Raw genomic sequence first — 19,869 nt, 5'->3', positions numbered from 1 at the left:
TCAGACGGCCCCGACCGAACTCGCGATCAGCAGCGCCACGACCAGTAGGGCGAGAACAGTCCCGACGGCCAGCGGGACGTTTTCTCTTGCTTTCTCGAGGACGGACATGTCGTCGTACTCCGCGCGGAACGCCTCGAGATTGGTCTCGTCGTAGAAATATTTCGTCTTGAGCGCGAAGCGTTCGGTCACGGCACAGCCGAGACAGATCGGCTCACCCTCGAGTCGCTCCGTTTCGATGTGGGCGTCGCAGTTGATGCTGCCGCAGTTGGCACAGTAGGTGTAGGACTCGCTCGAGCCGGCGGTCTCGCAGTGGACACACCCCTGAAGATCGTTGGTCGTGGTCGATCGCGAGGGGCCGGCGGCGTAGTAGGCGTATTCGTACTCGTACTCACCGAGCGAGAGCTGCGAGCGGACGTGTGGGACGTAGACCGGATCGATCGCCTGGACCGAGATATCCGAGCGCGTCGGCGTACAGGTCTTCTCGTAGTCGACGTTGTTCCCGCCCGTGTAGTGAACTGTCGTCGTGTGGGCCTGCCGGAGGCGGTCGATCGCCCACTCCTTGTAGGCCGTCTCGGTCTGGCCGAAGCGCTTGCGCTCGACGCCGTCGAACGTCGCTTCGAGGGCGGCGTCCTCGATATCGATCCGGGGTGCTGTCGGCGTCGCGACGAGGTCTCGAACGTCGCCGGTCGCCACGGCGGGCGCGTCGCGGTCAGCGTGGACGACGAGGTCGTTCACCTCGTCGATCCGGTGGATGACGCCGACGGAGGTCTCGAACGTCGCATCCGTCGTCGCACGGACGGTCACCATTGGCTCGAGAGAGACCGTCGTCTCCGGTGTCGGAATCGTCACGGCCTCGAGATTGGCGATCTCCCGGACGGCCGCGAAAACGGGGGCGTCTCGGCCGGCGGTGGGGTGGACCGGCTGGAGGGTCTCGGTACAGAGGATCTCGATCCGCCCGTTGTAGAGATTCATCCCGATCTCCTCGCCGATCGTTCGGAGGTCCTGCCCGTCGAGGAGTTCGACGCCGCCGTCACCGTCGCCCAACTGTCGTGCATACTCGCGAGCCGGCGCGGTAAAACGCCCGGTCGTCGCCACCATCCCCCGGACCGGGCCGTCGTAGTCGTACGTCGTCGCCGCCGAGTGGAGCTTCTGGATCACCGGGCGACTCACTGTCGCCGTGTGTTTGCATTCGACGACGACCGCCCGTCGGGTCCCGTCGACGACCTCTTCCATCAGGATGTCCCGGCCCTCGTCGGCTGTCCGTCGTGATTGGCGGACGTTCCCGTAGCCGAGGTGTCGAAACACGTCCTCCATCAGGTCCTCGAACTCGTAGCCCGAGAGATCGTCGAGTATCGCCATCGCGTTCACGACCGACTACCAAGTCGACCGCCGATAGCGTTTCGACTCGAGACAGTCTCGATGGCCGACTATCGGAACCCATTGTCACATCTGATACGGACTGATACGGTCTGCTGTAACGATTTACCGGCGCGACCACAGGGCGACTCGCGGTCACACCGGAAATGACGTACAGCAGATCGTATGACAGCAGTCCGTTCCGGTGCACTCGCGCCCACCCTGCGGGTGCACCAGGACATCGGTACAGCAGATCAGATCGTATGAAACGTCTTTACCTGCGCTCGTGGTTTTCCAACTATGACCACCGATCTCGACGACCTCGAGTTGAGCGACGCCGAAGCTGAGGCACTCCACGAGATGCAACTCGGTATCGAGTACATCTACCGAGCGTACGGCAACTTGCTCGAGTTCCACCACGAACTCGGCCACGCGATGGACCGGATGGGAAACGCCGAAGACCGACTTCGTGAGGCCGGTCACGAGGGGTGGGCAGACGACCTCCGGGACGACCACCTGCCCGCGGGGGCGGTCAGCGACCAGTGGACGTTCGAACTCGTCGAGGAGTTTTCGACCGCGTTTCTCGAGGAGGTCGATGCGTTCGAAGACGAGGTCAGAGCGGAGTTAGCCGACGGTATCGACCACGTGACCGAACGCCGCCAGAAGCGACAGTTGCGCGAGCGGGCCAAGCGAGACGACGACTGAACGCCGCACACGGATACGAAACTGCCCGGAAGGCTCCGTCCTCGCGGACGAGTCGCGCTCGAGCGACGAACGCACAGACCAGGCGGAACGCTGACCGACCGTACGCTCGCCGGCGAAACAGCCGGCCTACAGCGTCCCAATGATCTCGTCGGCGAACGTCGACAGCGCTGCCTCTCGATCGTCGTTTTGGATCCCGACGATCGCGTGATCCAGCCCGTAGTCCTCGAGCCGCCGGAAGTACTCGCTGAACCACTCAACGCCGGCGTGAAAGCCCAGATGGAGCGGCTCCGGCTCCGCGGTCGGGTCGTCGGCCAACTCGACGCGGATCGCGATCGCGAACGGTTTCTCGCCCGCTGCCTCGCGCCAGTCTACGAGATAGTTTTGGAGAGTGCGCTCGGGCAGGTGATAGAACAGCCAGCCGTCGCCGTGGTCGGCGATCCACTCCGTCGACTGGCGGGCATGACCCGTCGGGAGCAGCGGAATGGTCTCCGTCGTCGGTTTCGGAACGATCTCGAGATCACCCTCGAGGGAACCCCACTCGCCCTCGAGTTCCGGGAAGTCCTCGCGCCAGACCGTTCGCATCGCCTCGACAGACTCACGAAAGAGCTGGCCGCGATTCTCGCGGTCGACGTCGAACGCCGGAAACTCGGGGTCCCGGTCCCCGGAGGCGACGCCGAGGACGAGTCGGCCATCCGACAGCTGGTCGACCGTCGCCGCGGACTTCGCGACGTGAAGCGGATGCCGGAGTGTGAGCACGACGCTCGAGGTGCCGAGCGCGATGTCGTCAGTGTGTGCGGCAACGTGTGAGAGCCACGGCCACGTGTCGAACGTCTGGCCGGCATCGCCGAACTTCGGCCAGTAGGTCGGGACGTCCCGCGCCCAGAGGCCGTCGAAGCCGACCGATTCGGCGTGAGTCGCGAGTCGCAGTTCCTCGGTGATGTCCGGCGTCGAACGGTTCGCCCCCGTCAGCGGAAAGCCGGCCCCAAAGGTCAGCCCCTCGTGGTCGAACAGCCGTCGATACCCCGCGTTCTCGTAGTCGCGTCCACCGGTTGCCATTCGAGTGCGCTATCGGGCGCAGCCCTATGACGATGCCGTTGTACGGCCGCGATGGCGATATCGACGGAAAGCGGAGCGACAACGTGGCCGTCGCTCGAGCGACCCAAAAAAGCAGAGAATCGAAGTCGGAATGCCGATCAGTCGTCGGCGGGGGCAGCGCCGCTGCCGCCTTCGGCCTGTTCTTTCGTCCAGGCGAGTTTGCCACCGGCGGCGAGGATATCGCGCTCGCGCTCGGAGGCGTCCAGCGTCGCGGTGTACTCCTCGTCACCGACGCGGACCGTGAACTCTTCCTGCCCGCTCGTGACGGCCTCGTAGACGTCGTCGACGATCTCGATCTCGTCGCCCTGATCAATCGACTCGTAGGTGTCCTCGTCGATCGTCAGCGGGATGATCCCGAAGTTGAAGAGGTTCGCACGGTGGATGCGGGCGAAGCTCTGTGCGAGGACGCCCTCGATGCCGAGATACATCGGACAGAGCGCGGCGTGTTCTCGCGAGGAGCCCTGGCCGTAGTTCTCGCCAGCGACGAGGAAGCCACCGTCGGCGTCGAGTGCGCGCTGTGCGAAGGTGTCGTCGACACGCGAGAGCGTAAACTCGCTCAGTTTGGGGACGTTCGACCGGTACATCAGGATGTCCTGCGTCGCCGGGATGATGTGGTCGGTCGTGATGTTGTCCGCCATCTTGAGCAGCGCTTCGCCTTCGATCTCGGAGCCGAGCTGGTCTTTCAGCGGGACGTCGCCGATGTTCGGGCCCTTGATGAGTTCGTCGTCGACGGCCTCGTCGGGACTGATGAGGTCCGTCTTGGAGCCGTCGTACTCCTCTGGGAGCTCGACGCCGGGTGCCTCGAGGTCGCCGAGTTCGTCGGCAAGGTTCCGTGGATCGATGATTTCGCCCTTGAGCGCGGCTGCGGCCGCGACCTCTGGCGAGCAGAGGTAGACGTTGTCGTCTTCGATCCCCGAGCGACCCTCGAAGTTCCGGTTGAAGGTTCGCAGCGAGACCGAATCGGAGGCTGGCACGTGACCGATGCCGATACAGGCACCACACGTGGCTTCCGAGAAGTTGACGCCGGCGGCCATCATCTCTGCGACCCAGCCCTCACGGGCGAGCATCTCGGAGGCCTGCTTGGAGCCAGGGGCGACGATCGTCTCGGTCTCCATCGAGGTCTCGCGACCCTCGAGCATCTTGGCGACGGGGAGGATGTCCTCGTAGCCACCGTTCGTACAGGAGCCGACCATGACCTGCTCGACGGATTCGCCCTCGACTTCGCTGACGGGGACGACCTTGTCGGGCATCGAGGGCTGTGCGATCAGCGGCTCGAGATCCGAAAGGTCGACGACGATCTCGTCGTCGTACTCGGCGTCGTCGTCGGGCTGGAGTTCGACGTACTCCTCGCCGCGGCCGACACGTTCGAGGTAGTCTTCGGTCTGCTCGTCGGTCGGGAAGATCGACGTCGTCGCGCCGAGTTCCGTGCCCATGTTCGTGATCGTCATCCGCTCGGGGGCGGTAAGCGTCTCGACGCCGGGGCCGGTGTACTCGAGAATCTTGCCGACGCCGCCCTTAACGCTCAGTCGGCGGAGCAGTTCGAGGATGACGTCTTTCGCGGTGGCCCACTCGGGGAGTTCGCCCTCGAGACGGACGCTGACGATTTCGGGCATCTCGATGTAGTAGGGTGCGCCACCCATCGCGACGGTGACGTCGATCCCGCCGGAACCGATGGCGAGTTCGCCGATGCCACCGGGCGTTGGGGTGTGGCTGTCCGATCCGAGCAGTGTCTTGCCGGGGGCCGCGAAGTTCTCGCGGTGGACGTTGTGACAAATGCCGTTGCCGGGGCGAGAGAAATGAGCGCCATATGTACCGGCAGCAGAGCGGAGGAAACGGTGGTCGTCCGTGTTCTTGAAGTCGAACTGGTAGGTCTGGTGGTCACAGTACTGGGCCGCGATTTCGGTCTGGACCTCGTCCAGTCCCATCGCTTCGAACTGGAGCCAGACCATCGTGCCGGTCGTGTCCTGGGTAAGTACCTGATCGATCTCGATCCCGATCTCCTCGCCGGTCTCGAGTTCGCCCTCGACGAGGTGGTCGTCGAGAATCTTTTCGGTGAGAGTCTGTCCCATAGCACTACGAAATGCGCTTTCCGTCCTGATAAATCCAGCGTGTTTCTGCGAGGAAGCGGCCGTTTCGAGCCCCCCACCGGAAAACTCACCGTGTTTCATGTAATTATTGCCATCGGCGTGGACAGCTGTCAGAGAACCGGTGGACTCCTTCGACGAGTCGATGAAACGATGGTTGGTTGTCGATCCGTTTGCCACGCGTACCCGTCCCGAACGGCCCGTCGTGAACGGATACGCTTTTCTCTGCGCCGCGGTGTTGTGCCCACATGTTCCGTTCCGGTGCGTTCGTCTCTGAACACGTCTCGCCGACGGCTGCCGATCAGGTCCAGCCCAACGGCGTCGACCTCACCTTAGACGTCGTCTTCGAACAACTCGAGCCAGGTCGGATCGGTCGGGATGGCAAAGAGATCGGTGACCGTATCGCCCGCCCACTAGAGGAACTCGAGCAGAAAGATCCCGACACCTACTATCTGCCCGAAGGAGCCTACGTCGCCCGCTACGACGAACGGATTCGGATTCCGGAGGGCCACATCGGCTTCGTCTACCCTCGATCGTCGCTGATGCGCAACTCGTGTATGCTGAATACGGCCGTCTGGGACGCCGGCTACGAGGGCCGTGGCGAGGGGCTACTGCAGGTCCATCACGACATCGAGATCGCACGGGGTGCTCGGATCGCCCAGCTCGTCCTCGCCGAGGCCGACCACGAGGACGTCTACGACGGCAGCTATCAGGGCGAGAACCTCGAGTAACGCGCGATGGACCGCCGGTTCGCGTACTGTTTTATCGGTTCCCGTCGGAGGATTCGGGTATGATGGCGACCACGCACGTCTTCGCCGGGCTCGCTATTGTCGCCCCGATTGCCTACGCCCGCCCCGAGTTCGCGGTGCCGCTGGCGGTCGGGGCAATCCTCGGCGGGCTCGCACCCGATTTCGACCTCGTCGGTGTTCACCGGCGGACGTTCCATTTCCCGTTTAGCGGGCTCGCAGTCGCCGCTCCGGCCGCCGCCATCGCAATCAGTGTTCCCTCGAGTGGCACGGTCACAGTCGCGGCGTTCGCCGTCGCCGCGTGGGTTCACGCCGCGAGCGACGCGCTCGGTGGCGGCCCCGAGATGGATCCGTGGAACGACCGGAGCGAGCGGGCGGTCTACGACCACGTTCGCGGGCGCTGGATCCGACCGCGACGGTGGATTCGCTACGACGGCGCGCCCGAAGACGCCGCGCTCGCGGTCGCACTCGCCGTCCCCGTGGTGCTCGTCTTCGACGGCTGGATCAGCGCCGTTGTCCTCGGCGGCGTCGCCGTGTCGCTCGTGTATGCACTCGTTCGCCGGGAGCTCGTCGCGTGGGTTCCCGACTGGCTCGAGTAGCCACGTCGGTCGGTGGACAGCCACCGCCGCTCGGCTGTGAGTCGGAACGCTGATACTCCACCTCTCCGAGGGACTCGATATGGTTGATATGTTCCTCGCCCAGACGATTCACCTGATATTCGCCGCGCTCTGGGCTGGCAGCGTCTGTTACGTTGCGCTCGTCGTACTACCACTCGCCCGCGACGGCGCGTTCAACACGACGAAGCCGCTCGAGGTTATCTCGGGAAAGCTCACGATGCTGTCGCGTGTGAGCGCGCTCGTCCTGTTGCTGACTGGTGGTCACCTCGCGGGCATGCGATATACCTCCGAGAGTCTTTTTGGGACGACCAACGGACACCTCGTGCTCGCGATGGTTGCGCTCTGGGCCGCCCTGGCCGGACTCGTCGAAGTCGGCGCGAAGCGCTTCGAGTCGGGGCTCAACGGGAAGAAACTGCGTGAACCGGCCGGTGATGCCTTGCCACTGTACCGGGCAGCGGCGGTCGTCTCCATCGCGTTGCTCGTGGTCGGCGGGATGATCACGACGAACATCGCCCGTCTCATCTGACCGAACGGGGTGTTTAGTTCTGGAAGTGACATATTAGAAGACAACATTCTTACGAAAGATACTTAGTCAGTTACTGTAACGTACTCCCATGATGATCAGGGGAAAAGAACTGGCGCTGTCGGTCCTTGCAGTCGGTACGGCGGCGGTCGTCGGCTACGCGCTTCGCTCGAGCGGGCGGGCCGACTGCGAGTCACGATCGAAAGCCGACCTCGGCGCACGGATCGTCGACCACGACGCGGTCCCGGACGAGGCTACGATCGTCGACAGCACGTCTCGCCAACTGCGCGAGATCCCTGGTGCACGGCGTGCGATCGACCGCGCCGTTCGTAACGACGCGGCCAACGAGTGGGAACACGTCACCATCGAACGTGATGGTGCCTGGTCTGTCGTCGACGCCGTTCGTGGCTCGCTGCCGTACTACGACGGTGATCGAAGCGAGTACAATGGCGTCTTCGTTCACTCGGGAGACCAAATCGTCGTCCTCGATGCGATCGGCTGGGCCCGACTCGAGGAGCCACTTCAGTAACAGCACGGTCGATCCTGTGTGAGTCCGCACTGCAGTTCTCTCTTGTCGGTTGACAGCCGATCTATCGTTGGTTTCCAGCGGCCGATCGCTGCCTCGAGTCGACACCCGTCGCGAGCAATAAATCATAACCACTACCTCACCCCCCCGCAGAGTGACGCCCATGGAACTAGGCGTAATCGGACTCGGACGCATGGGACAAATCGTCGTCGACCGCACCCTCGAGGCAGGCCACGACGTCGTCGCCTTCGACCTCGAGCCGGAAGCCGTCGCGACGGCTGCCGACGCGGGCGCAGAGCCGGCTGACTCGGTCGCGGATCTCGTCGACCGACTCGGCGACGACAAATGCATCTGGCTAATGGTCCCGGCGGGTGCAGCCGTCGACGCGACGCTCGAGGAACTCGAGGGCCACCTCGACGAAGACGACGTCGTCGTCGACGGCGGCAACTCCTACTTCGAGGACTCCGTGCGGCGAGCCGAAAGCACGCCGGCAGCGTATCTCGACTGTGGGACCTCGGGCGGCCCGGCAGGCGCACATCTGGGCTTCTCGCTGATGGTCGGCGGCCCCGAGTGGGCCTACGACGAGCTCACCCCCGTCTTCGACGCCGTCGCGACCGGCCCGGACGGCCACGAGCGCATGGGGCCTGCGGGCTCGGGTCACTACGTGAAAATGGTCCACAACGGCGTCGAGTACGCGCTGATGCAGGCCTACGGCGAAGGGTTCGAACTCCTCCACGAGGGCCGCTACGACCTCGACCTCGAGTCGGTCGCCTCGGTCTGGAACAACGGCGCAGTGATCCGCTCGTGGCTGCTCGAACTCTGTGAAGAGGCGTTCCGCGAGGAGGGCACCGATCTTGGCGACGTCGCGGACCGCATCGAAGGCGGCTCGACGGGGACCTGGACCGTTCAAGAAGGTCTCGAGCAGGAGGTGCCGCTGCCGCTCATCTACACCGCGCTCGGCGAACGCTTCGGCTCGCGAGCCGACGACGGCCGCTTCTCGCGGCGACTGGCGAACCGACTCCGGTACGGCTTCGGTCGTCACGAAGTCCCACGTCGAGAGTAACGAGAACGACGGCGCTTCCAGTAGCGAGCGCACGCGATTCGACCGGTATCTGAGCGGTTTGTACAATACTAAACCGCATCTCTGCGAGCCCGAAACACGGGCGAACTCTCGACAGGTCACTGATACTGTCGATATCACGGGAATGGATTGTAATTTTGCTTGTCGAACTGGGGGTGGAATATTGAGGTATTTTCTTTATTCCCGATATCGACGTCACCAGTGATGGACTCTGATCACTCGACGATAGTGACGGCTGTAGACGAACACCGGCCAAGTATGGCCGTTGTCGACCTCGTCGCAGCGGTAACCGACACTGATCCGCTCGCTCTCGCTCCGCTCTACGACGCGATCGATCCCGACGCACTCGATTCGCTCTGTACACCCGACGCTTGCGTTTCGTCCCTCGAGTTCGAGTATGAGGGGTATACCGTCGTTGTCGAACAGTCTGGTGACGACGTCGAAATCTCGCTCGAACCGATCACAGTCGGTGACGGGAGCGCTCAGGAGGTTGCCGATTCCGGATCGTCAGCGTAACACTGATTTTATCAACACATACGATAGTCCACTCGCCCGAAACGACAGCGACGGCGCCGGCTAGGTGTCCGCTTGACGGTCCTCATTACCCTACTCGCAGATTTCCGCTTCGTGCTCCCGTTCGAGCGTGAGTACGATATTCACTGCCCCGACGTCAGCATGGCCTCGTTCTCGAGTTGTAGTCTCATTTTAAATATGTGTTCTGTTAATCGTGTGTACTCGAGATATGTGTGAGAGTTCGCGCCCTTTGATTTTATACTGGGTAGTTGATACCAGCGCAGGTTCCGTCGCAACCATCATTGATAAACACAAAAGATTCAACTATACATATTCTCGATACTGTGATGTGAAACGAAGGAACAAACTCCTTTTTGTGGGCGTCGGTATTCTATTGCTCCTTGGTGCCCTGGGCGTGACGGTAATGAACGCGTCTGCAGAGTTCGTTACACCAACGGCTGTCGACGACGGCGACTATGAGGGTGAGTGGGTAAATCTTGAGGGCCAAGCGACTGACATCGAACAGACGGGTGAGAAAATCACGTTCGCCATATCTGATAACAACACGTCGGTCGATGTGGTCTACGAGGGAACCATGCCCGAGACGATGGCCGAAAACCGAATCGTCGTTGCAAAAGGCGCTGTCGAGGATGGAACACTACAGGCGACCGAACTCTCGGTCAGGGCCCACAACGACGAAGACGGTGACCCGCCGGAAGAACACACCTAACCGATGGCGTCGATTACCGCCGAGGGTGTCACGAAGCGACTCGGTTCGACGGTCGCCGTCCGCGACGTCAGTTTCACCGTTGAATCAGGCGAACACGTCGGACTGTTCGGTCCGAACGGCGCCGGCAAAACGACCCTGATGCAGATGCTGGCCACGCTTTCGTTCCCCAGTGACGGCTCCATTCAGATCGGTGGACGCGACGTCACACCCGATGCGACGCGCGTCCGACGCGACCTCGGTGTCATGGGCCACCGACCGATGCTGTACGGCACCCTCACCGCCCGTGAAAACCTCCGTCTTCACGCTCGACTCCGAGGCGTCAGTACCGACCGCGTCGAGGAGGTCCTCGGGCAGGTCAATCTCCGGACGCAGGCGTCGACGCGCGTGGAAACGTTCTCCCACGGGATGAAGAAGCGACTCGCTATCGCTCGCGCAGTGCTTCACGATCCGACAGTGCTATTGCTCGACGAACCCTATGCCGGGCTGGATCAACGCTCGGCTGCGGATCTGCAACGGATTCTCGACCAGTTCGACGACCGAACGGTCGTGCTCGCGACCCACGACTTAGCACGGGGCGCTACCGACTGTGACCGCGCACTCGTGCTCGTTGACGGCACCGTTTCGCGTGACGTTCAAATCGAAGATTCGGCAACGGACGCACTCGAGACCGTCTACCAGCGAGCAACCGACCCGGCTGATCAACGATGATCGACGGCCTTCGCAAGTACAACCGCGTCGTGCTCGAGGTCGTGCGCAAGGACCTGCTCCTCGAGTTGCGCTCGAAGCAGGTACTCAACACGGCGGTCGTGTTCGCGTTGCTGGTCGTCGTCATCTTCGCGTTCAGTTTCGCCAGATCGTTTACGGACGTTGGCGTCGTCGGAAGCGGCGCACTCTGGATCGCGTTCGTCTTCGCGGGGACCTTCGGCGTCAGCCAGAGTGCAACGGCAGAGACGGCCGACGCGGGACTCGACGGCCTTCTCCTGTTGCCCGTCGACCGATCGGCGATCTACGTCGGAAAAGTGCTGAGCAACACCGTCTTTACCACGGCCGTTGCGGTCATTACGTTCGTCTGTACCGTCATCTTCCTCGAGTTTACCGTCCCGCTTGACGTCGTTCCGATACTGCTGGTGGTCTTCGTGCTGGCCGCGTTCGGATTCACGTCGACCGGCGTCCTCATCGCGACGATGACCGCCCGGGCCCGGCTTCGCGAACTCCTGTTGCCGCTCTTGCTCGTGCCGCTCGTCGTCCCCGTGTTGCTCGCCGGTGTCGAACTCACGCGCGTGCTCACGGAGGGGTACGTGACGTGGCAGTGGCTTCAGCTCTTGCTCGTGTACGATGGACTGCTGTTTCTCACTGGATTAGTGACGTTCGAATACGTGGTCGAACGGTAGCTACAGCCGTCGGTACGCAAGTAGCCCGACGACCACGATTCCGACGAACGCAGCGCTTAGAAGACCGACAGGAAGGTCATCACCCTGCGAGTCGTTATCCAGTTCGTCGCCGGCGACCGCCCCGCGCTCGTCAATGCTCACGGCGATCCGTTCGTCCGCTTCGAGGGCGTTGGTGTTCATCACCATCGGCATCGGCGCGTCCGCTTCGACGAGGTTGTCCGAGAACTCGACCTGACTCAGGTCGTACTCGACAAACGAGATGGCGAACTGCTCGACGTCGTATCCGACCGGTTTCTCGAGTTCTCGGTCTTCAAGCTGATAGAATACCGATACGTCGGCCGTCTCGCCGCCCTCGATCGAGGCGTCGACCGTTGCCGTTCCGTTCTCGACGGTGACCTCAGTACGCTCCTCTTGGACCATTCCCGTGACGACTTCGGCATCCGACGGCACCGCAAACTCGACTGGACCGGCGAAGGGGCGAGCGGCACTGTTCTCGAACGAAACGGTCTCGACGACGAACAGTCTCGACCCGTCCTGAGTGGGTCCGACCCGCAGCAGATGGTTTACGGGTTGTCCACCGCCGAGGTGTAACACGTCTTGGTCGGCAGTCGGCTCCGGAAGCTCGTACGTGGCGTCGACGGATCCATCACCGGTCGAGAGCATCCGCTCGTAGACAGCGCCGTTCGCCTCGATACGAATCGGATACGTTTGATCGGGCTGGAGTGGCTCGAGGGTAAACGAGCCGGTATCGACCGCCAGCTGATCGACTGGCGGACCGTGCTCGCTCATGACGTCGATGGTCGCGTTCGAGACAGGATCGCCATCCTCGTCGACGAGCGTTCCGGTTGCCGTTTCGTTTAGGGTGATCGTCGGCTCCTGGCCGTCGGTGACGAGTTCGTAGTGAGACGCGCCGGCGTGCTCGAGTTTGATGAAGTACACTGACGCGTTGTCAGCCCGTTCGTAGCTGAACGAGCCGTTCTCGATGATCGTCTCGGTTGGATCATCGACTGCGTTGTACCCCGCATCGAGCGGCGTAATGGTGATGTTATCTCCCTCCGCGGAGCCGTCTGCGACGGTCACGGTGCCGGAATACGACTCCTCGGCGACAGCGCCGGGAACCAGCGCGATCGAGACGAGTACGACGAGTGCAAGCGATGCGAGTACTGTGAGAAGTGTGTGTTTGTGAGACATGAATTAGTCGTCGGATGGTGTTTCAGTGGTGTTCGGCTGTTCGGTCCGGCGTGACCACGTGCGAACGAGCCCGTAGGCCGGGTCGAACAGGATGATAACCAACATTCCTGCGAGCAACACGCCGGTACTAACTCGCATGAGATTCATCAGCGGAATCTGTCGGATCGTCAGTGAGGCGGTTCCGTCGTCGACCGCTGCGATGACGTACGTGTCGTGGGCCAGTCCACGATCGACAAAGACGTTTCTGACTTCCATCCCGCCCTGCCGGAGGTAGCGCTCCTGGCCGGCTTCGCCGCTGGCGAGTCGTTCGCCACCGTCGTAGACGGTGAGTCCAACGGCACTGCCCTGGACGCGCGTCTGGTCGAGTGCAGCAGGCGGATTCGTCACCGACCCGATGTCCGCCGGGTCGGTGACGACGACCGCATCGGTTTGCGATAGCTCCGGAAGGTAATCCCACATCACGTAGCCGACGCCGACGACCTGGTCGCCCTCGGAAACGTCAACGTCTGCCTGCCCGTCGCCGACGACGCCGAGCCAGATTTGCGAGTCGTCGAGTTGGACGATCGTCGCCTCCGGCCCCTGATTAACCTCCGTTACCGTTCCGTACACCGGCTGTACCGTCTCGTGAATCGAATCACCTCGAGCAGTCACCTCGTCGACCGAGAAGGCGACGTTTCGAATGTCCGGATCCTCCGGACGCTGATACTCACGATAGTCAGTCACTTCGACGGCGTAAGCGGAGTCGGGGACGTCGTGGACACCGGAGTCGTCCAGTGCTGCCTCCTGTTCGGCATCGGCGATGATCACCGACGACTGGGCGGTAAACAGATAGGAGAACGCGACGGCGACCACGAGGATCACGAAGCCGATGTGAACCATCGCGACGCCCACCTGTTTGAACTGATAGTTTCGACTCGGCGAACCGGGAACGTACTCGAGTGCGCGATTGATGACCGTGAGACAGACGTACGCCGCTGGCGGGAGCAGCGAGAGGGCACTCACGCTGCCGATGAGTTGGTAGAATAGCGCATCGTTCGTGTCACTCGCAAGCAACCACGAGTCGGTCGGCGCGATCAGCGCAGCCAGAACGGTCGCCGTCGTGAAGACACCAAGCGAGAGCAGTGCACGGCGGCGACCCTCTACGTCGTAATCCATGTAGAACCCGAGGAGCAACAGCATCGCGAGCACGATCGGATAGCTCCAGAGGTTATAGTAGTCGCCCGTCACTTCGACTTCCATCCCCGTGATGTAGCTGTTGAGGACGGGGAACGAAAGCCCCCAGACGGAGACGAAACCGAGCAGTCCGATACCGAGGATGGCAAGGTGTAACACATTCGCTCGAGTGAGCCATGGCTGTGAGTCGTCGGCTGGCTCCGCTGGCTCCCTCAGAAGCCAGTAGCCAAGCGGGAGACAGACGCCGAGTATCGTCGTCACTGCGAGCAACACGAGCAGCGCGAACCCAATTCCGTCGTCGGCAAACGAGTGAACGCTTCGGAAGACGCCACTTCTGACGATCGCGGTCGCGTAGATGACGAGCGCAAGTGTCGTCGCCGTCATCGCCGGTGCAAGCGTTGCGTACGTCGATCGCGACCGGTAGTTCATTACGGCGTGTAACGTCGCAGTGAGGAAGATCCACGGGATCAACACGGCAGTCTCGACGGGATCCCACGCCCAGATCCCACCCCAGCCGAGGACTCGATACGACCACAGCGACCCGAGGACGATTGCAGCGGTGAGAAAGAGCCACGAGATGCGGAGCCAGCGCGTGATGCTTCCGATCCAGTCGCTGAACAGTCCTCCGTTACCACGGATCGTCGAAATAAAATGGGCAACGGCGATGGCAAACGGCATCGTCAGAAGCGCGTAGGCGATGAACATCACCGGTGGATGGATCGCCATATACGGATCGACCAGAAGCGGATTAAGTCCCGTCCCATCGAGCGGCGTGACCCCCTCGCCCATCTCGGGGAACTCGTCGGTGATCGAGGTGAAGGGACTATCGAAGAATAGCATGGCCGCGAAGTACGTGACAATCCCGACCGTGAGTCCCTGCACGAGTTTCGCATCGGGCGACGCTACTCCACGGCGGACAGCCGCCCAGAAGGCGACGACGGCAGCCAGTGCTGCCCACAGGAGAACGGAGCCTTCGTTACCTGCGTAGACGCCGGTGATGCGATAGAGCAGTGGAATGTAATTCGCGGTGTTGTTCCAAACGTACGCATTCGCGTAATCGGTGACGACAAACTGGTACGTGAGATACCCGAGTGCGAGTGTCAACAGTCCGGCAGTCGCACCGATCAACGGTGCAATGACGGTGACGTAGTCGTTGTTACGGCGGAGATAGCCACGAAACAGGAGCACCGTTGCCACGAGTCCCGTAACCATCGCGCCGGCGATGAGCGCAGATCCAATCATCGACTCTTCCACTCCGATTGCGCTTCGTCGAGATACGCGATAAACGAGTCCGTCTCGGCGTATCCATTGATGTCCACCAACAGTTCTCCGTCAGGTGTGATCGCGACATGCTGGGGCGGGTAGTTCGCATTGTACCGTCGCTGGAGGTCTTTCGCTTCCGAACTGCTATCGTCGAGATTCACCGCGAGGAGAACGAAGTTATCGAGCCGGTCGTGAACATCCGGCTCGACGTAGGCGTTCTCGTTGTAATCTTCACAGTAGGTACACCACGTCGTCCAGAAGTAGACGAGCACCGGTTTGTCTTCCGCGGCAGCGGTTTCCAGCGCTTCGTCTACGTCTGTTTGCCATGCAGTGTCTCCGTGATACGTGTGTGACTCATCACTCAGTACGGATGCCGTGTTCATCGAGTAGTATCCGATTCCGAGGGCCATGATAACAAGAACAATCGTGAAGATTTTTCGTGGCGTCACGGATTCGGCGGGCTCATTACTAGTGGATCGATTGATGTGACCATACGATAGATACTAATTTTCCCATGGGATTTCATCGACCATAAATCTTTAATCATTAGTTTCCATCATTATGACTCATGCCAGTGAGTGCATCATGCAGAAGGTGTCCGGAAAGAGGATCTTCTGGGCCATGAAGCGAAAACTACTCATCTTGTCAGGAGTGCTCGTACTGGCCGTTCTGGCCGGTTGTTCCGCTCCGACAGCACCTGATGATAGCAACGGCGAAACGAGTGATCCGATAGAGGCGCCGGCAGAATGGCCGGACCGCAACGTGTTGGACGAAGATCTTCGGGAGGGTGAGTCGAAAGACGACCTCGAGTACCGGAACGAAACGGCCGGCGAGGAGATCCAGTTCTCCCCCAAGGAGATGAACGAGTCGACGCTTCCCGAGAACGAAAACGAGCGGGAACTCGTCATCTACGGGCGCGAGATCATGGAGAACACCTCCGAAGAACTTCCAGAGCACGTCGGTAACGAACTGTCGTGTGCGAGCTGTCACGGCGGCAGCGATCTCGGTATGACGCAGGGAATGGTCGGCCAGGATATCACCATGATTCCGCTCGTCGGGACCCATGCAGACCTACCCGAGTGGACCAACCGGCGCGACCGGATGCGTGACAGTCGCCAGCGGCTGATGGGCTGTTTCGACCGGAGTATGAACTCCCAGGACTCCGAGGAGGGCACACCCGAGTACGACAGCAGAGAGATGCAAGCCATGGAGGCGTACATGCAGTGGCTGAGCGAGGGCGTGCCGACGAAGGCCCAGCCGTACTGGTCACACCTGAACAAAGCAGAGGGTGACGAACGCGTTCCGGTCGAAGAGATCAACCCTGTCCGGGGTGCAGAACTCTACCTTGAGAACTGTGCGTCCTGTCACGGTGACGACGGACAGGGAATCGAGGGCACTGCCACAGCACTGTGGGGCCCTGACTCGTTCAACGACGGTGCCGGAATGTCCCGCGTCTACACGTCGTCGGCGTTCATCCGTGAAGCCATGCCATACGGTGCACCACACACGCTGACTGACTGGCGTGACGTACAGGACATCGCTGGATTCATGAACGGCCACGACCGTCCCGAGTTCGTTGGCAAAGAAGACGACTTCCCGACGACGGGTCCACCGGAGGAGGGAGTCTACTACGAACGGACGCAGGGGGATCTCGGCTACGAGATGAACCCGATGCAGAAGAAACTCGAGTTAGCTGGCATCCCGACGGGTACCGAGTCGCTTAGCGAGGACGACATCCCGGACGACGTCGATCGGTACGACCAGCCGCTCCGGGAGGAGTCGGTCGACGAGACGGGCGACTGAACGAAGCCGTCGAAGATTCACCACGTTCTTTATTTCCATCTCGGGATATAGAGTCATCAATGCTCGAGACGCCGGGACTGGTTGCAGTTTTCGTCGCAGGGGTACTCACTGCACTCACACCGTGTTGTCTCCCGATGATCCCCCCGTTACTCGCGGGAAGCACCGGACACCGGTTTCGGCCGCTCGCGATCGTCGCCGGGAGTATCGCGTCGTTTACCGTGCTCGGAATCGCCACGGCGCTGGTCGGCTCGTTGACGCCCGATTCGTTTCGGCTGCCGTTCGTGGCAATGATCATCGTCTTCGGTGCGGTGATGGCCGATGACGATCTTCACACCGCGTACACGACGTACGCATCGAGAGTTACCGGTCCGGTGACGCGGTTTACGACCGCCATCGAAACGTCCCACCACCCACTCGTCGGTGGCTTCGTGCTCGGACTGTTTCTCGGCGTCATCTGGTTGCCGTGTGTCGGGCCCGTACTCGGGAGCGTGCTCGCGTTCGTCGGTGCGTCCGGAGAGACGGCACAGAGTGCAACGCTGCTTTTTACGTACGGGGTCGGCTTCTCCGGACCACTGTTGGTCGTCGCGTACGGCGGGAAACGGGCCGGCAGTGTGCTGACCGACCGCGTGCGGTCGCTCGATCGACCGGCGCTGGTACGACGGCTGAGCGGGTACGCGCTCGTCGTGACAGGTATCGGACTGTTGTTCGAAGTCGACAAGGCGTTGCTGGCAGCACTCGTCCAGTAATTGTTGGAAAAAATTAAGTCATACTCGTTGAATGCATGCTCGTATGCGTACACTCTCGAGACGCCTTGGCACACTCATCGCGCTGTTCCACCGAATCATGTGGAGTCGGTTTGTTCGCTGGGGCGCGTTCGTTCTTGGCTTGACCTCGTTGACTCTCATATTCGGATTCGCCTCCCGAACGATGTACGGCATCGATCACGGTATCAACCTCATCGCCTACTGGCACATTCCGCTCGCGTTTCTGACTGCCGGCGCCCTCTCTGCGACGTTCGTCGGGAGTGTGCTCTATCTCAAATACGAGGGCCGATTCTGGAACCGGCTCGCACACAGCGGCGGCGAGATCGGATTCCTGTTCGCAACGCTGACGCTCGTTACGGGGAGCCTGTGGGGACGCGTCGTCTGGAACTCGTGGTGGGAGTGGAGTGACGTTCGACTCGTCACGTTTCTCATGGTCTGGTTCATTTACGCGGGGTATCTCGTCGTGTACGCCTCGACAGAACGGGGTGCCGACGAACGATTTGCGGCAGTCTACGGAACAGTCGCGTTCATCACCGTTCCGATCACCTACACTGCTGGCCGTCTCTGGACACCGACGTTTCACGAACCGACCGTGGCAAATCCAGACGTGAGTGCAAACATCGACCCACTGACGCTCGGCATCTCGTTGCTCGCACTGGGACTGCTCTACATCTACCTGATGGCGATTCGTATCCGCCTGCACGAACTCGAGGACAAAGTCGTCCTCAAAAAAGAGGAGGTGGCGTAACCATGGAACCGTTCCTCCTCGCCGGATACGGCGCGATATTCGTCGCGCTGTTCGCGTACATCCTCTACATGCAGCGCCAGTTACACCGCCTCGAGCGACAACTGCAAGATCTCCGGTAGCCCTCTGTCACGGCCCGGATGAATAGCGTCTCCACCGACTGTCGCCGCACGCCTACACACGACGGCTGTGCGTCGGGATAGCTATCGACAGTGTTTCTCGAGGGCGACCTCGGTGCTGACACCCTCGAGAGCGAGTGACGAAGAAATCACAACCGTGTTGACGCTGCCCTCGTGAGTAGGGCCCGATGACGAACGCGTCCGGGAGCCGAGAGACACTGTGGGTTATTCTGGCGTCGGCAACGCTGACCGTGATGGCCGGGGCGATCCTCGGGCCGATCGTGCCGGCGATCCAGTCGAGTCTGGGCGTTTCGGAGTCGAACGCCGGCCTCATTATTACGACCCACGGGGCACTCATTGTTCTCGTTAGTCCGATTGCGGGCGCGCTCATCGACCGTATCGGGCCTCGCCGGCCCTTCATTATCGGGCTCTTGCTGTATGCAGCCGGTGGCGGGGCCGGACTCGTCATCGACTCGTTTGGCCCGCTGCTCGCCTCGAGGGCAGTGCTGGGCGTCGGCGTGGCCTTGGTCTACACCGGGATCACGGTACTTATTTACGATCTCTACGAGGGCCAGCGGATGAACCGTGCGCTCGGCTTACGGAGCAGCGCCAACAGCGTCGGTGCGGTTATCTGGCCGTTGGTCGGCGGTGCGCTCGGCACCCTCTCGTGGCAGGCCCCCTTCGGTGTCTACTTGATCGCGGTCCCGCTTGGTCTCCTCGCGATCGTGACTGTTCCCGAGACGGGACGAAACGAAACCAGCGACGAGGTGGAGTCGGATGCGGGTGTCGCCGGTGTCGTCGCCGTCTTCCGACGGCGGCCCGCGCTGCTGTCGGTCTACCTGCTATACTTCGGGGCGAACACACTCCTCTACAGTATCGTCGTCTTTTACCCCCAACTGCTTTCGGGGCTGGGGATCACCTCCTCGCTGTCGATCAGCTACTATCTCGCCGCCAACGGGCTTGCCGGTGGGATTTCGGCTGCGCTCTACGATCGACTCGTCGAACGGACGAGCCGGCACGTCCTCGTCGCGACGGCGCTCGTCCTCTGGATCGTCGCGTTCACGGGTGCGACCGTCGCGGGATCGGCGCTGACCGCAGTCCCGTCGGTGGTCGCGTTTGGGCTGGGACTGGGGCTGGTCTTCCCCTCGGCGTTCGCGTGGATCGAGGCACTCGCACCCGTCGATCGACAGGGACAGTTCAGCTCCTATCTCGCATCAGCAGGCTATACGGGCCAGTTCCTCTCACCAGTGTTGTTCGGTCCACTGGTCCCGCTGTTCGGCGTCCGTGGAGTGTTCGGTGCGGCGGCGACAGCAGCCACACTCGGTACGCTCGCACTCGCGGCCGTGCTGGGCAGACGGCGTCGACATAACAGGGCACTGGCGAAGTGAATCTCCCGCTTTGTCAAGCCAGAGTATACGTTCCAGATAGCCGATCAAAACGGTCC

The 19,869-nt window shown here is 61.7% G+C and carries 21 protein-coding genes; 15 read left to right on the top strand and 6 right to left on the bottom strand.

Going from position 1 to position 19,869, the window contains the following annotated elements:
- Positions 1 to 1,359: a restriction endonuclease gene (locus tag BW940_RS02485; protein ID WP_076607588.1), complete on the bottom strand. Its 1,359-nt coding sequence runs from the start codon at positions 1,357 to 1,359 to the stop codon at positions 1 to 3.
- A 297-nt stretch (positions 1,360 to 1,656) separates the two neighbouring features.
- Here BW940_RS02485 and BW940_RS02480 point away from each other — a divergent pair, with 297 nt between their 5' ends.
- Complete coding sequence (locus BW940_RS02480; protein ID WP_076607587.1) at positions 1,657 to 2,061, top strand: hypothetical protein; 405 nt, start codon at positions 1,657 to 1,659, stop codon at positions 2,059 to 2,061.
- 126 nt (positions 2,062 to 2,187) lie between these two features.
- Here BW940_RS02480 and BW940_RS02475 read toward each other — a convergent pair whose 3' ends face one another.
- Both BW940_RS02475 and BW940_RS02470 read right to left on the bottom strand, forming a co-directional pair.
- A complete protein-coding gene (locus BW940_RS02475; RefSeq protein WP_076607586.1) occupies positions 2,188 to 3,117 on the bottom strand; it encodes an LLM class oxidoreductase in 930 nt (309 codons plus the stop codon).
- Between the two features lie 137 nt (positions 3,118 to 3,254).
- Positions 3,255 to 5,225 carry an aconitate hydratase gene (locus BW940_RS02470; protein WP_076607585.1) on the bottom strand — a complete coding sequence of 657 codons (1,971 nt, stop codon included), beginning with the start codon at positions 5,223 to 5,225 and terminating at the stop codon, positions 3,255 to 3,257.
- Positions 5,226 to 5,488: 263 nt separating this feature from the next.
- Here BW940_RS02470 and BW940_RS02465 point away from each other — a divergent pair, with 263 nt between their 5' ends.
- The 9 genes from BW940_RS02465 to BW940_RS02425 all read left to right on the top strand — a co-directional run bounded on the left by BW940_RS02465 (position 5,489) and on the right by BW940_RS02425 (position 11,367).
- Positions 5,489 to 5,971, top strand: coding sequence for a deoxyuridine 5'-triphosphate nucleotidohydrolase (locus BW940_RS02465; RefSeq protein WP_076607584.1), 483 nt, complete (start codon positions 5,489 to 5,491; stop codon positions 5,969 to 5,971).
- A gap of 59 nt (positions 5,972 to 6,030) precedes the next feature.
- The gene (locus BW940_RS02460; protein WP_076607583.1) at positions 6,031 to 6,585 is read left to right on the top strand and encodes a hypothetical protein; all 555 of its coding nucleotides are present in this window, start codon (positions 6,031 to 6,033) and stop codon (positions 6,583 to 6,585) included.
- Between the two features lie 79 nt (positions 6,586 to 6,664).
- Positions 6,665 to 7,129 carry a CopD family protein gene (locus BW940_RS02455; protein ID WP_076607582.1) on the top strand — a complete coding sequence of 155 codons (465 nt, stop codon included), beginning with the start codon at positions 6,665 to 6,667 and terminating at the stop codon, positions 7,127 to 7,129.
- 88 nt (positions 7,130 to 7,217) lie between these two features.
- Positions 7,218 to 7,655 (top strand): hypothetical protein, encoded by a 438-nt coding sequence (locus tag BW940_RS02450; RefSeq protein ID WP_076607581.1) that lies wholly within the window; start codon positions 7,218 to 7,220, stop codon positions 7,653 to 7,655.
- 160 nt (positions 7,656 to 7,815) lie between these two features.
- Positions 7,816 to 8,715 carry a phosphogluconate dehydrogenase (NAD(+)-dependent, decarboxylating) gene (gene gnd / locus BW940_RS02445; RefSeq protein ID WP_076607580.1) on the top strand — a complete coding sequence of 300 codons (900 nt, stop codon included), beginning with the start codon at positions 7,816 to 7,818 and terminating at the stop codon, positions 8,713 to 8,715.
- Positions 8,716 to 8,937: 222 nt separating this feature from the next.
- Entirely contained in the window at positions 8,938 to 9,249 is a 312-nt protein-coding gene (locus BW940_RS02440) for a HalOD1 output domain-containing protein (RefSeq protein WP_076607579.1), read from the top strand.
- Between the two features lie 346 nt (positions 9,250 to 9,595).
- Positions 9,596 to 9,976, top strand: coding sequence for a cytochrome c maturation protein CcmE domain-containing protein (locus tag BW940_RS02435; protein ID WP_076607578.1), 381 nt, complete (start codon positions 9,596 to 9,598; stop codon positions 9,974 to 9,976).
- Positions 9,977 to 9,979: 3 nt separating this feature from the next.
- Positions 9,980 to 10,684 (top strand): heme ABC exporter ATP-binding protein CcmA, encoded by a 705-nt coding sequence (ccmA, locus tag BW940_RS02430; protein ID WP_076607577.1) that lies wholly within the window; start codon positions 9,980 to 9,982, stop codon positions 10,682 to 10,684.
- Positions 10,681 to 11,367 (top strand): heme exporter protein CcmB, encoded by a 687-nt coding sequence (locus tag BW940_RS02425; protein ID WP_076607576.1) that lies wholly within the window; start codon positions 10,681 to 10,683, stop codon positions 11,365 to 11,367. Before ccmA ends, BW940_RS02425 begins: the two co-directional genes overlap by 4 nt.
- On the opposite strand, the gene BW940_RS02420 is transcribed toward BW940_RS02425, so the two are convergent.
- The 3 genes from BW940_RS02420 to BW940_RS02410 are packed head-to-tail and all read right to left on the bottom strand — an operon-like array spanning position 11,368 to position 15,404.
- Complete coding sequence (locus tag BW940_RS02420; RefSeq protein WP_076607575.1) at positions 11,368 to 12,558, bottom strand: carboxypeptidase-like regulatory domain-containing protein; 1,191 nt, start codon at positions 12,556 to 12,558, stop codon at positions 11,368 to 11,370. It lies immediately after the preceding gene.
- 3 nt (positions 12,559 to 12,561) lie between these two features.
- On the bottom strand, positions 12,562 to 14,973 hold the full coding sequence (gene ccsA, locus BW940_RS02415; protein ID WP_076607712.1) for a cytochrome c biogenesis protein CcsA: 2,412 nt from the start codon (positions 14,971 to 14,973) through the stop codon (positions 12,562 to 12,564).
- Positions 14,970 to 15,404, bottom strand: coding sequence for a thioredoxin family protein (locus BW940_RS02410; protein ID WP_235847763.1), 435 nt, complete (start codon positions 15,402 to 15,404; stop codon positions 14,970 to 14,972). Before BW940_RS02410 ends, ccsA begins: the two co-directional genes overlap by 4 nt.
- A 352-nt stretch (positions 15,405 to 15,756) precedes the next feature.
- Between BW940_RS02410 and BW940_RS02405 the strand changes: the two genes are divergently transcribed.
- The 5 genes from BW940_RS02405 to BW940_RS02385 all read left to right on the top strand — a co-directional run bounded on the left by BW940_RS02405 (position 15,757) and on the right by BW940_RS02385 (position 19,813).
- Positions 15,757 to 16,797, top strand: a complete 1,041-nt coding sequence (locus tag BW940_RS02405) for a c-type cytochrome (RefSeq protein ID WP_235847762.1) — start codon at positions 15,757 to 15,759, stop codon at positions 16,795 to 16,797.
- Positions 16,798 to 16,856: 59 nt separating this feature from the next.
- Positions 16,857 to 17,543, top strand: a complete 687-nt coding sequence (locus BW940_RS02400; RefSeq protein WP_076607572.1) for a cytochrome c biogenesis CcdA family protein — start codon at positions 16,857 to 16,859, stop codon at positions 17,541 to 17,543.
- 97 nt (positions 17,544 to 17,640) lie between these two features.
- A complete protein-coding gene (locus tag BW940_RS02395) occupies positions 17,641 to 18,309 on the top strand; it encodes a cytochrome c biogenesis protein (protein ID WP_084776724.1) in 669 nt (222 codons plus the stop codon).
- 2 nt (positions 18,310 to 18,311) lie between these two features.
- Positions 18,312 to 18,428, top strand: coding sequence for a CcmD family protein (locus tag BW940_RS02390; protein ID WP_076607570.1), 117 nt, complete (start codon positions 18,312 to 18,314; stop codon positions 18,426 to 18,428).
- A gap of 185 nt (positions 18,429 to 18,613) precedes the next feature.
- Positions 18,614 to 19,813, top strand: coding sequence for an MFS transporter (locus BW940_RS02385; protein ID WP_084776712.1), 1,200 nt, complete (start codon positions 18,614 to 18,616; stop codon positions 19,811 to 19,813).
- The last annotated feature ends 56 nt before the right edge of the window (positions 19,814 to 19,869 follow it).

Origin of the sequence: Natronorubrum thiooxidans (genome assembly GCF_900156475.1) — an archaeon.
Classification (GTDB): Archaea; Halobacteriota; Halobacteria; order Halobacteriales; family Natrialbaceae; genus Natronorubrum; species Natronorubrum thiooxidans.
This window is presented reverse-complemented; position numbering and strand designations above follow the sequence as displayed.

Excerpts from the sequence above, each read along its gene's own strand:
- BW940_RS02485 (WP_076607588.1), bottom strand. The coding sequence starts at position 1,359 with ATGGCGATACTCGACGATCTCTCGGGCTACGAGTTCGAGGACCTGATG.
- BW940_RS02480 (WP_076607587.1), top strand. The coding sequence starts at position 1,657 with ATGACCACCGATCTCGACGACCTCGAGTTGAGCGACGCCGAAGCTGAG.
- BW940_RS02475 (WP_076607586.1), bottom strand. The coding sequence starts at position 3,117 with ATGGCAACCGGTGGACGCGACTACGAGAACGCGGGGTATCGACGGCTG.
- BW940_RS02470 (WP_076607585.1), bottom strand. The coding sequence starts at position 5,225 with ATGGGACAGACTCTCACCGAAAAGATTCTCGACGACCACCTCGTCGAG.
- BW940_RS02465 (WP_076607584.1), top strand. The coding sequence starts at position 5,489 with ATGTTCCGTTCCGGTGCGTTCGTCTCTGAACACGTCTCGCCGACGGCT.
- BW940_RS02460 (WP_076607583.1), top strand. The coding sequence starts at position 6,031 with ATGATGGCGACCACGCACGTCTTCGCCGGGCTCGCTATTGTCGCCCCG.
- BW940_RS02455 (WP_076607582.1), top strand. The coding sequence starts at position 6,665 with ATGGTTGATATGTTCCTCGCCCAGACGATTCACCTGATATTCGCCGCG.
- BW940_RS02450 (WP_076607581.1), top strand. The coding sequence starts at position 7,218 with ATGATGATCAGGGGAAAAGAACTGGCGCTGTCGGTCCTTGCAGTCGGT.
- gnd (WP_076607580.1), top strand. The coding sequence starts at position 7,816 with ATGGAACTAGGCGTAATCGGACTCGGACGCATGGGACAAATCGTCGTC.
- BW940_RS02440 (WP_076607579.1), top strand. The coding sequence starts at position 8,938 with ATGGACTCTGATCACTCGACGATAGTGACGGCTGTAGACGAACACCGG.
- ccmA (WP_076607577.1), top strand. The coding sequence starts at position 9,980 with ATGGCGTCGATTACCGCCGAGGGTGTCACGAAGCGACTCGGTTCGACG.
- BW940_RS02425 (WP_076607576.1), top strand. The coding sequence starts at position 10,681 with ATGATCGACGGCCTTCGCAAGTACAACCGCGTCGTGCTCGAGGTCGTG.
- BW940_RS02420 (WP_076607575.1), bottom strand. The coding sequence starts at position 12,558 with ATGTCTCACAAACACACACTTCTCACAGTACTCGCATCGCTTGCACTC.
- ccsA (WP_076607712.1), bottom strand. The coding sequence starts at position 14,973 with ATGATTGGATCTGCGCTCATCGCCGGCGCGATGGTTACGGGACTCGTG.
- BW940_RS02410 (WP_235847763.1), bottom strand. The coding sequence starts at position 15,404 with ATGGCCCTCGGAATCGGATACTACTCGATGAACACGGCATCCGTACTG.
- BW940_RS02400 (WP_076607572.1), top strand. The coding sequence starts at position 16,857 with ATGCTCGAGACGCCGGGACTGGTTGCAGTTTTCGTCGCAGGGGTACTC.
- BW940_RS02395 (WP_084776724.1), top strand. The coding sequence starts at position 17,641 with ATGTGGAGTCGGTTTGTTCGCTGGGGCGCGTTCGTTCTTGGCTTGACC.
- BW940_RS02390 (WP_076607570.1), top strand. The coding sequence starts at position 18,312 with ATGGAACCGTTCCTCCTCGCCGGATACGGCGCGATATTCGTCGCGCTG.
- BW940_RS02385 (WP_084776712.1), top strand. The coding sequence starts at position 18,614 with ATGACGAACGCGTCCGGGAGCCGAGAGACACTGTGGGTTATTCTGGCG.